Here is a 12,412-nt window from a genome sequence, read left to right on the forward strand (position 1 = left end):
GACGGCACGGCCCCGACGCGCCCGGCGCCACCCGACACGCCGTCCGTTCGGACGAAGTTCCGCCGATATCACCAACCGGCTTGACGCGAGGTGCATGACACGCGTGTAATTCCATGCATGTACTCCGGAGTCAGCCCGGCCGGAGGACTTGGGTCGAGGGTCGAGGAGGGAACGATGCACGAGCTCTTTGTGATCGACGGGATGCTCGACGACGGGGTCGCCGAGGAGGAGGGTGCGCTCGGCTGGCAGGAGCGCTCGCTGTGTGCACAGACCGATCCGGAGGCGTTCTTCCCCGAGAAGGGCGGCTCCACCCGCGAGGCGAAGAAGGTGTGCGTCGGCTGCGAGGTCCGCGCCGAGTGCCTCGAGTACGCCCTCGCCAACGACGAGCGCTTCGGCATCTGGGGTGGTCTCTCCGAGCGGGAGCGCCGCAAGCTGAAGAAGCGCGCGGTGTGACGCGGGGCCCCGCCCCGTCCCACCGACCGGCCGCATGACCCTGGCTCCCGCGCGTCCCGCGAACAGCCCGACCGACCCACCGGCCGGGTCCGAGCCGACGGTCACCGCGGTCGTCATCACCCGCCGCGACCCCGAGGGGCTCGCCCGGCTCCTCGCCGCGGTCCTCTCCCAGTCGCTGCGACCCGACGAGGTCCTCGTCCTCGACCGCACCGGCGGTCGAACCCTCCCGCCCGCCCCGGACGGGGAACCAGGGGCCCCTGAGCTCGATGTGGCGGCCGTCGTCGCCGCAGCCCGCGCCGGACACCACGTGCCGGTCACCGTCGTCGAGACCAACCCTCGGACGGCGTTGCGCACCAGCGCTTTCCGCGCGCTCGCGGCCAACGCCCGCGAGGACGGCCCCACGACCCTCGCGTGGTTCCTCCCCGTCGGCGCGACCCCCGAGCCGGCCGCCCTCGTCACGCTCGTCGACACGTGGCGGAGGTCCTCCTCCACCGGCGTCGTCGGGCCCAAGCACCTCGACGCCGGCGACCCCACGCTCCTGCGCGCCCTCGCCATCCACGCGACCCGCGGCGGCCGGGTGCTGCCCCGCCCGGTCCCCGGCCGTCCCGACCAGGGCCAGCACGACCGCGACACCGACGCCCTCGCCGTCCCGTTCGCCGGCTCCCTCGTCGAGCGGGCCCTGCTGACGAGGCTGCGCGGCTGGGAGACCTCGTTCGGCGACCTCGGCGCCGACCTCGACCTCGGCTGGCGCGCCCAGGCGCTGGGCCGGCGGGTCGTCGTCGCCCCCACGGCGCGCGTCCGCAGCGAGCCCGGCGTCGCCACCGCCACCGCCTCGACCGCGGCCCGGCGCAGCGGTGCCCGCCGCGTCGCCCTCACCCGGGCCGCGTGGTGGACCGCTCCCGCCCTCGCCGCCTGGATCGCCCTGACCTCGGTCGTCGCCGCCACCGGCCTGCTCCTCCTCAAGCGCCCGCGGGCCGCGTGGGCCGAGCTGTCGTCGGTGACCTCCCTCGACCCCTTCCGTGGCGGCGTCAGCCGCTGGCGCACCCGCCACGCCCGCGAGGTCTCCCGCCGCGACCTCCGCTCCCTCTTCGAGCCGCGCCGCGCCGTCCTCACGAGCTGGGGCGACGCCGTCCACGACGCGCTCGTCCCGCCGCGCCCGCCGATCGGCGACCAGGCCCACGACCTCAACCCGCGCTCGTGGGTCGTCAACGTCGTCCGGCACCCGGGGGTCGTCGCCACCGCCCTCGTCGCGGTCGTCGCCGCCGTCGCGGCCCGCACCCTCGGGACCGGCGTCGTCACCGGGCTCGGGGCCGGCCTCGCCGGTGGCGAGCTCGTCGGCGCCCGGGCCGACGCCGGCACCCTGTGGTCGGCCTGGACCGACGGCTGGACCGGCACCGGGCTCGGCGGCCCGGACCCCGTCGGCCCGCACGCACCCCTCCTCGCCGTGCCGGCGTGGGTCGTCGACCACCTCCCGCTCCTGCCGAGCCCGGCCTCCCCGGCCGCCTTCGTCGTCGGCCTCGTCGTCCTCCTCGGGATGCCGGCCGCCGCGCTCTCGGCGTACCTCTCGTTCCGGGTCGTCGCCACCTCCCCGTGGGTCCGCGCGCTCGGCGCCCTCGCGTGGGCGACGACCGGCGTCGCCACGGCGGCGGTCGCCCAGGGTCGCCTCGGCGCGGTCGTCGCGCTCGTCCTCCTGCCGGCCGTCGGGGCGGGGTTGTGGCTCCTGGGCGCTCGGCGGTCCACCGCGACGAGCGCGTTCGCCACCGCCCTCGCCGCGGTGGTGCTCGGCGCCTTCGCGCCGGTCCTGCTCGGCCTCGTCGTCGCCCTCGCCCTCGTCACCGGCCTCCTCCGGCGCGGGGCCCGGGTGCACGCCCTCGTCACGGCCCTCGTACCGGTCGCGGTGCTCGGGCCGTGGCTGCTCCGCTCGGCGGAGGCCTCGCTGCCGGCGCTCGTCTCCGGGGTCGGCCTCGCCCAGTGGGGTGGCACGACCCCCGAGCCGTGGCAGCTCGCGCTGCTCCACACCGGTGGGCCGGGGGCTCCCGCCGTCTGGGCCGCCGCCCCGCTCCTCGCCGTGGCGCTGCTCGCGCTCGGCCGGGGACGTGCCTGGGGGTCGGCGACCACCACCCTCGCGCTGCTCGCACCGGTCCTCCTCGCCGTCGCGCTGCTCGCCCCGTCGGTCCGGCTCGGCACCGTCCCTTCCGGCCTCGAGGGCGCCGGCGACCCCATCACGCTGTGGGCGGGCACCGCCCTGCTCCCGCTGGCCCTCGTCGTCGTCCTGCTCCTCGTCCGCGGCCTCGACGGCGTGCGACTGCGTGGTCGGGGCACCCGTCGCGCCGAACGGGCCGGGGCGGTCGCCCGCTCGCTCGGGGTCGGCATCGCCGTCCTCGCCGTCGTGACCGGTGCCGGTGCCGCCGCGTGGGCGGGCCTCGGTGACACGCTCGCGCCCTGGCGCGACCCGCGCCCGGCCGTCTCCGTCGAGCAGGCCGAGGGTGCGTTCGCCACGCGCGCCCTGTTCGTGACGCCCGGCGACCGCGGCGCCGGGTACCGCTTCGTCGGGCGCGAGGGCTCCGCCCTCGTCCGGCCGCTGCCGTCGGTCGCCGAGGCGGACGGCTCGGTCGCCGAGCGGGTGAGCGCCGTCCTCGGCGACGCCTCGGCCGGTCCCGAGCTGTTCGCCGACACCGCCACCGACCTCCTCGCGGTCCGCACCGGCGTCGTCCCCGAGGTCGCCACGCGCCTCGACGCCACCGCCGGCCTGCAGCGCATCACCCAGCGCCAGGGGTGGGAGATGTGGCGGGTCAGCCCCGCCGCGATCGAGGGCGGCGACGCGCTCGTCGCGCCGCCGCGGCTGCGACTCGAGACCTCCGCAGGTGCCCGGCTCGTCCCCACCACCGGTGCCCACGGCGGCACGACGGCGACGCTCGACGTGCCCGCGGGCAGCCGGCTGGTCGTCGCCGAGCCCACGGGCTGGGCCGCACACGCCACCGTCGCCGTCGACGGAGCCGTCCTGCGCGCCGTCGACGGGACGCCCACCCCCACCTACGAGCTGCCCGCCGGCGAGGGCGTCCTCACCGTCACCGTCCTCGACCCCGCCCGCTGGTGGCACGCGGGTCAGGTCGCGGCCGTGCTCGTCCTCGTCTTCCTCGCCGTGCCCTTCGGTCGGCGCGAGTCGCGGGTGTCGCGGGTGTCGCGGGTGTCGTCGGTGGTGACCCGATGACGCGCCTCGCGACGGCCCGCGCCCGCACCGTCTCCGCCGTCCGGGCGGTCAGCTGGGCCGGTGTCGCCCGCGTGGTGGTCGTCGGGGGAGCGGCCGCGGGGCTCGTGTACGTCGCGGCCGGCCAGGCCCCGGGTCTCGACCTCGCCGCCGCGGTGGGCGAGGACGAGGCGCCCGTCGCCTCGACCGCCCTGACGACGCGCGTCGCGCAGGTCTGCCCCGGCCCCGAGCTCACCGGCATCCCCGGCGTGCCCGACGTCTCGGTTCCCGCGTCGGTCACCGCCGCGTCCGGCCCGGCCGATCTGCTGCCGGCCGACCCGCCCCCGAAGGGGTCGCTCACGGTCGAGGCCGGCACGTCCGACGTGCTCACGGTCGACGGCCGCCCCGAGGCCGCCACGGAGGCCGTCCCGCAGGACTCGCCGCTGCGCGTCACCGGGGAGGGCGCCCTCGCCCCCGCGGTCGCGGCCGCGCAGGAGTGGCGCCTCGACGGCAAGGACCTCCGCGGTCTCGTCAGCGCGCCGTGCGGTGCCGGCTCCACCGACCAGTGGCTCCTCGCGGGCGGGGCAGGGGCCGGGCGCCAGGAGCGGCTCGTCCTCACGAACCCGGGGGCGAACCCCGTGACCGCGGCGGTCGCGGTCCACGGCCGGGGCGGCCCCCTCGGTGACCCCATCGTCGAGACGGTGGCACCCGGCGCCCGCGTGTCCGTCCTCCTCGACGGGCGCTACGGCGACGAGGACCTCCCTGCCGTTCACGTGACCACCGACGGGGCCGGCGTCCACGCCGTCCTCACCGACACCTGGCTGCAGGGCTCGACCGCGCTCGGTGCCGAGTCGACGGGCGCCGCGGTGGCCCCGGCGGTCCGCCAGGTCGTGCCCGGCGTCGTCCTCGGCATCGGTCCCGGCGCGCTGCGCGTCGTGGCGCCGGGTGACCAGTCGGCCGTCGTCCGGGTCGACGTCATCGGGCCCTCGGGCTTCGTCGCGCTCCCGCAGGGCAGCGTCCTCAGCGTGCCCGCCGGCGCGGTCGCCGAGCTCGCGCTCACCGGCATCCCGGCCGGGACCTACACGGTGGTCGCGCGCTCCGACGTCCCGGTCACCGCGGCCGCGCTCTCGCGCGTGGGCGACGGCAGCGGACCCGGGGACATCGCCTGGGCCCCCGCGGCGCCGCCGCTGCAGGCCGTCGGGGGGCTCGCCCTCCCACCCACGGCCGGCGTCGGACGGCAGCTGCACCTCGTGTCCACGGGGGGCAGCACGACCCTCGAGGTCACGACCGTCGCGGGGGACACCCCGACGACCCGCACGGTCTCCCTCCTCGCCGACCGCGTCGCGACCGTCCCCCTCGAGGGCGCGTCGTCGGTGTGGGTGCGCCGGACCTCCGGCACCGGCGAGCTGCGCGGCGGCGTCGTCGCGTCGTGGGGCTCCGGGGCGCCGCGGATGCTGTCGGCGACGACCCTGCGCGAGAGCGCCGTCTCCTCACCGGTGAGCCGCGCCTTCCCGTTGCCCTGACCCGAGCCGTGCCGGTCGAGCGGCGCTCAGGCGTCCGGGTCGAACCCCGGGTCGATCTCGTGCGGTGGCACCCCGAGCAGCGCCGCCACCTGTTCGGTGACGACCTCGCGGACGATGTCGGAGAGGTCCTGGTCGTCCTGGGCGCGCAGCTCGACGGGGCGGCGGTAGACGACGACCCGACCTGCGCGGGTCGCCGTGCCGCGCAGCAGCCGACCGAGCGGGGCCGCCTGCTCCTCCCACGGGGCGGGGTCGACCGGGGGGACCTCCTCGACGGCGAACTCGAGGTCGGCGTAGCGGGTGCCGAGGTGGGGGCGGACCCGGTCGGCGGCGTCGAGGACGAGGTCGTCGAAGCGCTCGCGGCGGGTGTCCATCGCCGGCACGGCCGGCCAGGCGAGGGGCCCTCGCAAGCCGCGGCCGTGGCGCTCGCGGCGTCGACCTCGTGTCACGCCCGCAGCCTACGACCCGTCCGCGGCGGGGCCCGGCGCGACCCGCACGAGCCCCGCGCGAGGCCGGTCGGGGCCGGTCCCGGCGTGCCTGCGCGGGGGTGTCGCCGGGGGCGCCTAGAGTCACTGGGGTGAACCTGTCCCGGAAGTGCTCCAAGACGGCGTGCCGGCAGCCCGCGGTGGCCACCTTGACGTACGTCTACTCCGACCGGGCAGCCGTCCTCGGCCCCCTCGCCACCTACGCCGAGCCGCACACCTACGACCTGTGCGCCGAGCACGCCACCCGCCTGACAGCCCCCCGCGGGTGGGACGTCGTCCGCCTCACGACCGACTATCCCGAGCCGCAGCCGTCCACCGACGACCTGCTCGCGCTCGCCGACGCCGTCCGGGAGGCCGGCCGCCCGCGCCAGCAGGCCGCGCCCGCCGAGGCCGGCCCCGCGGTCGTCGCCGGCGAGGTCCGGCGCGGGCACCTGCGCGTCCTGCGGGGCAGCGCCGAGGGCTGAGGGCCGCCTCCCGTAGGCTCCTGCGCCGTGACCAGCACGTCCCTCTCCGCCCTCGTCAAGGCCTACGACGTCCGGGGGACGGTCCCCGACCAGCTGAACCCCCGGGTGGCCCGCGCCCTCGGGGCCGCGTTCGCCGAGGTCGTCGTCCTCCCCGAGGGGGCCACGGGCTGCGTCCTCGCCCACGACATGCGCGCCTCCGGCCCCGAGCTCGTCGCCGCCTTCGCCGAGGGCGTCCGCAGCCGCGGCGCCGACGTCACCCTCGCCGGCCTCGCGAGCACCGACGGGCTGTACTACGCGAGCGGCGCCCTCGACCTCCCGGGCGCGATGTTCACGGCGAGCCACAACCCGGCGGAGTACAACGGCATCAAGCTGTGCCGTGCCGGCGCCCGACCCGTGGGCCAGGACAGCGGTCTCGCCGACGTCCGGACCCTCGCCGAGCGCATCCTCGACGGCGAGGTCACCGACCCCACGGGCACCACCCCCGGCGCGCTCCGCGAGCGCGACGTCCTCGCCGACTACGCGGCCTTCCTCCGCGACCTCGTCGACCTCTCCGGAGGGCGTCCGCTCACGGTGGTCGTCGACGCCGGCAACGGGATGGGCGGGCTCACGGTCCCGGCGGTCCTCGGCTCCGAGGCCGGCCTGGCGCCCTTGCCGCTCGAGGTCGTCCCGCTCTACTTCGAGCTCGACGGCACCTTCCCGAACCACGAGGCGAACCCGCTCGACCCGAAGAACCTCGTCGACCTCCAGGCCGCGGTCCCGGCGCACGGGGCCGACCTCGGCCTCGCCTTCGACGGCGACGCCGACCGGTGCTTCGTCGTCGACGAGCGCGGCAACCCGGTGAGCCCCAGCGCCATCACCGCGCTCATCGCCCGCCGCGAGGTCGCCCGGGCGGTGGCCGGGGGCGAGCAGGTCGAGGACGTCGCGATCGTGCACAACGTCATCACCTCGGCGCAGGTCCCCGAGGTCATCGCCGACACGGGTGCCCGCGCCGTGCGCACCCGCGTGGGGCACTCGTTCATCAAGGCCGAGATGGCGCGCCACGGGGCGGTGTTCGGCGGCGAGCACAGCGCCCACTACTACTTCCGCGACTTCTGGTTCGCCGACACCGGGATGCTCGCGGCGCTGCACGTCCTCGCCGCCCTCGGCGAGCAGGACGCGCCGCTCAGCTCCCTCATGGCCGACCTCCAGCGCTACGCCGCGTCGGGCGAGGTCAACTCGACGGTCGAGGACGCCGCCACGGCCACCGAGCGCGTCCGCGCCTGGGCGTCCGGCCGGCACGTGGCGACCGACGAGCTCGACGGGCTCACCCTCACCCACGCCGGCGACGGCACCGGCGCCGACCCGATGTGGTGGCTCAACCTGCGGGCCTCGAACACCGAGCCACTGCTCCGGCTCAACGTCGAGGCCGAGGACGTCGCCACGATGGAGCGGGTCCGCGACGAGGTCCTCGCCCTCGTCCGCTCCTGACGAGGAGCGGCGGAGCCGCCGGCACCCTGCCGCGGACCCGCCTGCTGCGCGGCGCCGCCCGCCGTGGGAGGATCGAGGACGGCCCACCACCTCCGAGAGGACCCCGACCCGCCATGACCGAGCAGGCCTCCACCTCGCCGATCGAGCCCTGGCTGCGCGAGATCCTCCGCTGCCCCGCGTGCCGCAGCGAGCTGCGCGACGCCGACGGCGAGCAGGGCCCCGAGCTCGTCTGCACCAGTGCCACCTGCGGCCTCGCCTACCGCATCGAGGACGGCGTGCCCGTCCTCCTCGTCGACGAGGCCCGCCGTCCGGCCTGACCCGCGTCCGCGAGCCAGCGACACCCACCAACCCCACGAGGACGCCACCGATGCCCTGGGTCGACGAGAACCGGCTCGATGACGAGGGCGCCCTCCAGGCCCTCGACACCCGCGACTCCCTCCGCTCGCTCGCGTCGGCGGGCGCCCAGGTCCGCCGCGCCCTCGTCTCCGCGCAGGAGGCGGGGATCGAGCGCGTCTCCGGCGGCGAGCGCCCCCGCTCGGTGCTCGTCGCGGCCCTCGGCGGCTCCAGCCTGGTGTGCGACGTCCTCGACCTCCTCGCCGAGCCCGGGTCGCCCGTCCCGGTCCTGACCCGCCGCGACGCCCCGCTGCCCGGCTGGGTCGGCCCGCTCGACCTCGTCATCGCCGTCAGCCAGTCCGGCCGCGCGGCCGGTCCCCTCGCCCTGGCCGCGGAGGCCGCCCGGCGCGGCGCCTCGCTCCTCACGGTCGGGTCCGCCGACAGCCCGCTCGCCGACGTCAGCGCACGTGCCCGCGGCGTCCACGTCGACGTCGCCCTCTCCACGCCGAGCTCGCGCACGGCCCTGTGGAGCCTCCTCACGCCGGTCCTCCTCGCGGCCGACGCCATGGGCCTGGCCCGGGTGCCGCGCACGACGCTGGAGCGGGTCGCCGACGTCCTCGACGAGGTCGCCGAGGAGTGCCGCCCGTCGAGCGAGTCGTTCGTCAACCCGGCCAAGGCCCTCGCCGTCGGCCTCGGTGAGACGGTGCCGGTCGTCCTCGGCGACGGCCCCCTCACCGGGGTCGCCGCCTGCCGGGCCGCCTCGATGATGGCGCGCACCGCCCGCGTCCCCGCCACCCACGGCGCGCTCCCGGACGCCGCCTCGCAGGTCGTGGCGACCCTGGACGGGCCCTTCGGCTCCGGAGCCCCCGGGGGCTCGGGCAGCGGCGCCCGCGGCGACGACATCTTCGCCGACCCCTACCTCGACGGGCCGGCGGCACCGCGCCTGGGCCTGCTCGTCCTGCGCGACCCCGACCTCGACCCGCAGCTGCGCGGCCTCGCCGACGCCGTCGTCGCGTCGGCCCGCGAGTCGGGCGCCGTCGTCCTCGAGCAGGAGGCACGCACCGGCGAACCCATCGAGCGGCTCGCCTCCCTCGTCGGGCTCACCGACTTCGCCGCCACCTACCTCGCCCTCGGGCTCGGCCTCGACCCGTCGGTCTCCCGGCACGTCACCGAGCTGCGCGACCGCACCGGCTGACCCCCGCGAACGCACCAGAACCCGCCGCGCGTGCGGACACGGCTCGCGACGGCGGCCTCGGCCGCTCAGCGGGAAGCGCCGTCGTCAGGTCGGGTTCGCGAGGGCGAGGCGCTCGGCGTTGGGGAGCGCGAGGAGGGCGCCCGCCTCCAGGACGAGCTTGCTGCGACGGACCCCGCTGCCGATGCAGACCTCGCCGGCCTCGGCCACGGCGTCGTCGACGAGCACGGCCCAGTCGCCGGGGAGCCCCACGGGGGTGATGCCGCCGAACTCCATCCCCGTGAGGCGCACGGCGTCGTCGTGAGGAGCGAACGAGATCTTGCGGGCGCCGAGGTGGCGGCGCACGACGCCGTTGATGTCGGCGCGGTGCGTCGCGAGGACCATGACGGCGGCGTAGGTCGTCACACCCGCACGCTTCGCCGCGACGACGACGCAGTTCGCGCTCTTCGCGACGTCGACGTCGTAGGCCTCGCACAGCGCGGCCGTGTCGGCGAGCGTCGGGTCGATCTCGGCGACGAGGAGCCCTGGCACGGTCGCGGCGACGGCGGCCACCGGGGGAGCCAGCAGCTCGGGGTGCGCGGGGGCGGGGGCCCAGGTGAGTGTTCCGCGGGCGGTCGGCATGGGCCTCACGCTAACCGCCGCGGTGCCCGCACCGGTCCACCGCGGCTCAGCGGGCCCAGGCCGAGCCTCCGTGGCGCGGGTCCTCACGGTCCTCCGGGTCCACGACGGCCGCGCGGGCGTCCTCGGTCGCCTCCTCGGGGGAGCCGTGCCACGGCTCGCCGTCTCCCGGTGCGGGGATCGGCTCGACCTTGTCGCCCATCGCCGCCGCTCGCTCGACGGCGTCCGCGGACATCCCCTCGATGTCGGCCGCCTGCGCCTGCCACATCCGCCGGGGCTTCTCGGCACGGGCCTCGTCGGCGGCTCGCTGCTCGGCGCGGGCTCGCTCCATGGCCTCGTCGGACGGCTCTCTGGTGTCCATGCGACGGCTCCTACCCGCACCAGCGCCGTCCATGCGAAGGGACCGGGCCGCCGCACCCCCTGCGGGTACGACGGCCCGGCCGCCCGAGGGGCGGGGGCCGGGTCCGGGGTCGGTGACAGCGGACCGGGACCCCGACGTCCCCTCCGACGCCATCTCCTGGTCCGTCGTCACCGACGGTGGCGGACCCTGCACCCGCCGCGTGCGTCGTCGTCTCGGCCGCACGATCCACCCACTGACGTGCGCGGATACCTGGTATTCGACCGGATGACGGCGCGTCACGGGGGTTTCGTGACCAGGCGTTCGACCCTTCGACAGGGGGTACCCCGTGGCGTCCGCGGATGGGGGAGCGGTGGCCGTGCTGCGCTAGACTGGGTCGCTGCCGGCGCGGGTGATATCCCTCCACACACGTGCGGCCCAGAAGGGCGACGCCGGGTCAACCACACCATCTGACTCCAAGGAGCTCACGCATGTCCGTTGACCACCAGGTCCGCGACCTCGGCCTCGCAGAGGTCGGCCGTCACCAGATCCGCCTCGCCGAGCACGAGATGCCCGGCCTGATGTCGCTGCGCGCCGAGTACGGCGAGGCGCAGCCGCTCAAGGGCGCCCGCATCGCCGGCTCGCTGCACATGACCGTCCAGACCGCCGTCCTCATCGAGACCCTCGTCGCGCTCGGCGCCGAGGTCCGCTGGGCGTCGTGCAACATCTACTCGACCCAGGACGAGGCCGCCGCCGCGGTCGTCGTCGGCCGGGGCACCCCGCAGGACCCGCAGGGCGTCCCCGTCTTCGCCTGGAAGGGCGAGACCCTCGAGGAGTACTGGGACTGCACCGAGCAGATCCTCACCTGGCCGAACGGCGAGTTCGCCAACATGATCCTCGACGACGGCGGCGACGCCACGATGCTCGTCCACAAGGGCAAGGAGTGGGAGGCCGCCGGTCAGGTGCCCCCCACGACCGAGGAGGACAGCGAGGAGTTCGGCGTCTTCAAGGCGCTCGTGCGCCGCACCCTCGAGCAGGACCCGCAGAAGTGGACCAAGGTCGCCGCCGAGATCAAGGGTGTCACCGAGGAGACCACCACCGGCGTCCACCGCCTCTACCAGCTGGCCGAGGCCGGCGAGCTGCTCTTCCCGGCGATCAACGTCAACGACTCGGTCACCAAGAGCAAGTTCGACAACAAGTACGGCTGCCGCCACTCGCTCATCGACGGCCTCAACCGCGCGACCGACGTCCTCATCGGTGGCAAGGTCGCCGTCGTCGCGGGCTACGGCGACGTCGGCAAGGGCTGCGCCGAGTCCCTGCGCGGCCAGGGTGCGCGCGTCATCGTCACCGAGATCGACCCGATCTGCGCCCTCCAGGCCGCGATGGACGGCTACCAGGTCGCGAAGCTCGACAGCGTCGTCGACCAGGCCGACATCATCGTCACCTCCACCGGCTGCTTCAACGTCGTCACCGCCGAGCACATGCAGCAGATGAAGAACAAGGCGATCCTCGCCAACATCGGCCACTTCGACAACGAGATCGACATGGCCGGCCTGGCGAAGGTCAAGGGCGTCACCAAGACCGAGATCAAGCCGCAGGTGCACGAGTGGACGTTCGAGGACGGCGACTCGATCATCGTCCTGTCCGAGGGGCGCCTGATGAACCTCGGCAACGCCACCGGCCACCCGAGCTTCGTCATGTCGAACTCGTTCTCCAACCAGACGATCGCCCAGATCGAGCTGTTCGGGAAGACCGACGAGTACATCGACGAGGAGGGCAGGCCGACCGTTCGGACGCTGCCGAAGCACCTCGACGAGAAGGTCGCCGAGCTCCACCTCGAGGCCCTCGGGGTCGAGCTGACCGAGCTCACCAAGGAGCAGGCCGAGTACCTCGGCGTCGACGTCGCCGGCCCGTACAAGCCGGAGCACTACCGCTACTGATATGTAGGGCTGCTCTGTCAAGGGGGCATGGTGAGGCGCCGCCGGGCTGGTTGCTCGGCGGCGCCTCGTCGTTCTCGCCGGGGCCGAGGGCGCGTGTCTGTCGACGGCGCGGTCAGTCTGATATGCGCGGGTTCGGTTCCGCAGGGCGGTGTTTCGGCTGGAGCCGTCGCGCGGTCTGAGTTCGAGCGTGGCCTCGGGGGCTGCTCACAGTAGCCATAGCGGGTGGGCTCCTCGCGCTGCGTTCGGCGGGGCGGGAACGAGTTCGGGGTTAGTCGTCCATGACGGCCAGGGACCAGCACCAGCCGGCGAGCTCGCGGGCGATGGCGGTGCAGGTGATGGTGAACCGCCCCGGGTTCAGTGGAGAGTCAGGTGTCCTTCCTCGGCGATCGCCGGGGAGGGGTGTTGGGCAGCGTAGT

Annotated in this window: 11 protein-coding genes; 8 read left to right on the plus strand and 3 right to left on the minus strand. The window is 75.8% G+C overall.

All coding sequences use genetic code 11. The annotated features are described in order from the left end of the window. Nucleotides 1-201 precede the first annotated feature (201 nt). The 3 genes from ACK8HX_RS10630 to ACK8HX_RS10640 are packed head-to-tail and all read left to right on the plus strand — an operon-like array spanning nt 202 to nt 5,163. Nucleotides 202-453 (plus strand): WhiB family transcriptional regulator, encoded by a 252-nt coding sequence (locus ACK8HX_RS10630; protein WP_411940683.1) that lies wholly within the window; start codon nt 202-204, stop codon nt 451-453. A 34-nt stretch (nt 454-487) separates the two neighbouring features. Then, nucleotides 488-3,664: a hypothetical protein gene (locus ACK8HX_RS10635; protein WP_411940666.1), complete on the plus strand. Its 3,177-nt coding sequence runs from the start codon at nt 488-490 to the stop codon at nt 3,662-3,664. Then, the gene (locus tag ACK8HX_RS10640) at nt 3,661-5,163 is read left to right on the plus strand and encodes a DUF5719 family protein (protein WP_411940667.1); all 1,503 of its coding nucleotides are present in this window, start codon (nt 3,661-3,663) and stop codon (nt 5,161-5,163) included. The genes ACK8HX_RS10635 and ACK8HX_RS10640 overlap by 4 nt, the downstream gene beginning before the upstream one ends. A 26-nt stretch (nt 5,164-5,189) precedes the next feature. Here ACK8HX_RS10640 and ACK8HX_RS10645 read toward each other — a convergent pair whose 3' ends face one another. Next, nucleotides 5,190-5,609 carry a metallopeptidase family protein gene (locus ACK8HX_RS10645; RefSeq protein ID WP_411940668.1) on the minus strand — a complete coding sequence of 140 codons (420 nt, stop codon included), beginning with the start codon at nt 5,607-5,609 and terminating at the stop codon, nt 5,190-5,192. A 128-nt stretch (nt 5,610-5,737) separates the two neighbouring features. Between ACK8HX_RS10645 and ACK8HX_RS10650 the strand changes: the two genes are divergently transcribed. The 4 genes from ACK8HX_RS10650 to ACK8HX_RS10665 all read left to right on the plus strand — a co-directional run bounded on the left by ACK8HX_RS10650 (nt 5,738) and on the right by ACK8HX_RS10665 (nt 9,104). Beyond that, nucleotides 5,738-6,109 carry a DUF3499 domain-containing protein gene (locus ACK8HX_RS10650; RefSeq protein WP_411940669.1) on the plus strand — a complete coding sequence of 124 codons (372 nt, stop codon included), beginning with the start codon at nt 5,738-5,740 and terminating at the stop codon, nt 6,107-6,109. 27 nt (nt 6,110-6,136) lie between these two features. Next, a complete protein-coding gene (locus ACK8HX_RS10655; protein ID WP_411940670.1) occupies nt 6,137-7,576 on the plus strand; it encodes a phosphomannomutase/phosphoglucomutase in 1,440 nt (479 codons plus the stop codon). A gap of 113 nt (nt 7,577-7,689) precedes the next feature. Continuing rightward, complete coding sequence (locus ACK8HX_RS10660; protein ID WP_411940671.1) at nt 7,690-7,893, plus strand: Trm112 family protein; 204 nt, start codon at nt 7,690-7,692, stop codon at nt 7,891-7,893. 50 nt (nt 7,894-7,943) lie between these two features. Continuing rightward, nucleotides 7,944-9,104, plus strand: a complete 1,161-nt coding sequence (locus ACK8HX_RS10665) for an SIS domain-containing protein (RefSeq protein WP_411940672.1) — start codon at nt 7,944-7,946, stop codon at nt 9,102-9,104. A gap of 84 nt (nt 9,105-9,188) precedes the next feature. Here the strand turns inward: ACK8HX_RS10665 and ACK8HX_RS10670 are convergent, their stop codons facing one another. After that, a complete protein-coding gene (locus ACK8HX_RS10670; RefSeq protein WP_411940673.1) occupies nt 9,189-9,722 on the minus strand; it encodes a YbaK/EbsC family protein in 534 nt (177 codons plus the stop codon). A gap of 46 nt (nt 9,723-9,768) precedes the next feature. Then, on the minus strand, nt 9,769-10,080 hold the full coding sequence (locus ACK8HX_RS10675) for a hypothetical protein (RefSeq protein WP_411940674.1): 312 nt from the start codon (nt 10,078-10,080) through the stop codon (nt 9,769-9,771). Between the two features lie 467 nt (nt 10,081-10,547). Between ACK8HX_RS10675 and ahcY the strand changes: the two genes are divergently transcribed. Then, nucleotides 10,548-11,996, plus strand: coding sequence for an adenosylhomocysteinase (gene ahcY / locus ACK8HX_RS10680; RefSeq protein ID WP_411940675.1), 1,449 nt, complete (start codon nt 10,548-10,550; stop codon nt 11,994-11,996). Nucleotides 11,997-12,412: the final 416 nt, after the last annotated feature.

The sequence above is a fragment of the Oryzobacter faecalis genome (assembly GCF_046764005.1).
Classification (GTDB): Bacteria; Actinomycetota; Actinomycetes; order Actinomycetales; family Dermatophilaceae; genus Oryzobacter; species Oryzobacter faecalis.

What these genes read in the sequence shown, in the direction of transcription:
- ACK8HX_RS10640 (WP_411940667.1), top strand. Translation starts at nt 3,661, where the DNA reads ATGACGCGCCTCGCGACGGCCCGCGCCCGCACCGTCTCCGCCGTCCGG.
- ahcY (WP_411940675.1), top strand. Translation starts at nt 10,548, where the DNA reads ATGTCCGTTGACCACCAGGTCCGCGACCTCGGCCTCGCAGAGGTCGGC.
- ACK8HX_RS10635 (WP_411940666.1), top strand. Translation starts at nt 488, where the DNA reads ATGACCCTGGCTCCCGCGCGTCCCGCGAACAGCCCGACCGACCCACCG.
- ACK8HX_RS10675 (WP_411940674.1), bottom strand. Translation starts at nt 10,080, where the DNA reads ATGGACACCAGAGAGCCGTCCGACGAGGCCATGGAGCGAGCCCGCGCC.
- ACK8HX_RS10670 (WP_411940673.1), bottom strand. Translation starts at nt 9,722, where the DNA reads ATGCCGACCGCCCGCGGAACACTCACCTGGGCCCCCGCCCCCGCGCAC.
- ACK8HX_RS10665 (WP_411940672.1), top strand. Translation starts at nt 7,944, where the DNA reads ATGCCCTGGGTCGACGAGAACCGGCTCGATGACGAGGGCGCCCTCCAG.
- ACK8HX_RS10660 (WP_411940671.1), top strand. Translation starts at nt 7,690, where the DNA reads ATGACCGAGCAGGCCTCCACCTCGCCGATCGAGCCCTGGCTGCGCGAG.
- ACK8HX_RS10630 (WP_411940683.1), top strand. Translation starts at nt 202, where the DNA reads ATGCTCGACGACGGGGTCGCCGAGGAGGAGGGTGCGCTCGGCTGGCAG.